Raw genomic sequence first — 1,696 nt, 5'->3', positions numbered from 1 at the left:
TACTCACTCATGCTGCAAATGTAGCTGCGAAGGAAGTTTAAATAAATGGAATATATACAAAACATTCATTTGCTACTAAAAAAAGAAGAAATAGATAGGGAAAAACTCCAAGAGGGGGATAAAGTTGCGGTCATCCTGGATGTGTTATTAGCGACCACAACGATTATTTCAGCACTTCATGATGGGGCACGCCAGGTGATACCTGTCATGAATCCAGTGGATGCCTTGGTGAAAAGCCAGGAATTGGACCATGGGGATTCCATAGTGGCAGGGGAACTAAAAGCAAAACCGGTTGATGATTTAATGTATCCAAGTCCGACGCTATTGAGTAAGTTGGTACCTGGAAAAACTTTAATATTGTCAACGACTAATGGAACGGTAGCACTGAGGAATTCAGCCGCTGCAAAAAAAGTCTATATCGCATCTTTGTTAAATAATCCGTCTGTTGCTGAAAAAATAAAAAAACATCATAAAACAGAAACGATCATCATCGTATGTTCGGGAAACTCAGGTGAATTCAGTCTGGAAGACTTTTACGGTGCAGGTCATTTGATAGATTGCCTGATTGCTGGATCACAAGGTACGTTCATACTCAACGATGCAGCAAAGGCAGCAAAAACGCTTTATCGTACGAATGTCGAAAATGCCTTTGATATCCTGAAATCATCATATGTCGGACAGTTGTTCAACAAACACAGCTTGATCGCAGATTTGGAATTGGCGGCGCAACAAGGGTCGGTGGGGCTTGTCCCAGAGTTGGTGGATGGAAAGATCGAAGCCGAATTGAAAAGGCAGGAAACGTAGTTCAAAACCTGGATAAGGAGTGAAGGGCATGAGGTTTTCACAGTCAATGGCGGTGGTGACAGGTGCAGGTTCCGGTATTGGGAAAGCTACAGCGATGCGTCTGTCGGACGAAGGGGCAAAAGTGTTGTTGGTAGGGCGGACGAAAGGAAAGCTGGAGGAAGCAGCTGCAGAAATCAATGCACGGCACACGATTCCCGTAGCCGCCATTTTCCCTGCAGATGTTACCGTCGAGGAAGATGTAAAGAATTTGGCCATGTATGTGAAGGAACAATATTGTGACCTTCACATTTTAATCAATAATGCAGGTGGATCAAAGTCCTCGAAGCTTTTGGATACATCTGCAGCTGATTGGGATATGATTCAACATGTCAATTTGAAAAGTGTCTTTCTAGTTTCCAAGTACTTGGGAAAAGTGATGGAAGAAGGAGCGGGCAGTGGAAATAAAGCCATCAATCGGGCAATCGTGAATGTGGCTTCACTGTCAGGGCATCAGGCAGGGGCATTCATCCCGCATTACAGCTCTGCTAAAGCAGGGGTCATCAGTTTAACGAAATCATTGGCATTGGAACTCGCTGCAGCCGGCATCCGGGTCAATTCCGTATCACCGGGATTCATTGAAACGCCTTTAACGGAGGATGGATTGCAAAATGAAAAATTCGTAAAGTCGATTCAACGGAATACGGCACTGGAAAGAGTGGGGAAAGCAGAGGAAATAAGTAATGTCATTACCTTTGCTGCTTCGCCGGAGGCTTCCTATATGACTGGGACGGATTTATTGGTTGACGGCGGCTGGTTGATCAAATAAAAAGGCTGTTTTCGTTAAGATTGTTGTTTTTGAAACGAGACTATTTAAGGTTGATTGGAGTGGAAGTGCGAGACTCCTGCGGGAGCA

Annotated in this window: 2 protein-coding genes; both read left to right on the top strand. The window is 44.4% G+C overall.

The annotated features are described in order from the left end of the window. Positions 1 to 45 precede the first annotated feature (45 nt). Complete coding sequence (locus ACFVSH_RS26330; RefSeq protein WP_387599511.1) at positions 46 to 804, top strand: 2-phosphosulfolactate phosphatase; 759 nt, start codon at positions 46 to 48, stop codon at positions 802 to 804. 28 nt (positions 805 to 832) lie between these two features. Continuing rightward, a complete protein-coding gene (locus ACFVSH_RS26325; RefSeq protein ID WP_387708757.1) occupies positions 833 to 1,609 on the top strand; it encodes an SDR family NAD(P)-dependent oxidoreductase in 777 nt (258 codons plus the stop codon). Positions 1,610 to 1,696: the final 87 nt, after the last annotated feature.

Origin of the sequence: Peribacillus sp. NPDC058002 (assembly GCF_042886655.1) — a bacterium.
Classification (GTDB): domain Bacteria; phylum Bacillota; class Bacilli; order Bacillales; family DSM-1321; genus Peribacillus; species Peribacillus aracenensis.
The sequence above is the reverse complement of the archived record's forward strand: the minus strand, read 5'-3'. Positions and strand labels throughout refer to the sequence as shown.

Coding starts and splice junctions, on each gene's coding strand:
- ACFVSH_RS26330 (WP_387599511.1), top strand. CDS start 46: ATGGAATATATACAAAACATTCATTTGCTACTAAAAAAAGAAGAAATA.
- ACFVSH_RS26325 (WP_387708757.1), top strand. CDS start 833: ATGAGGTTTTCACAGTCAATGGCGGTGGTGACAGGTGCAGGTTCCGGT.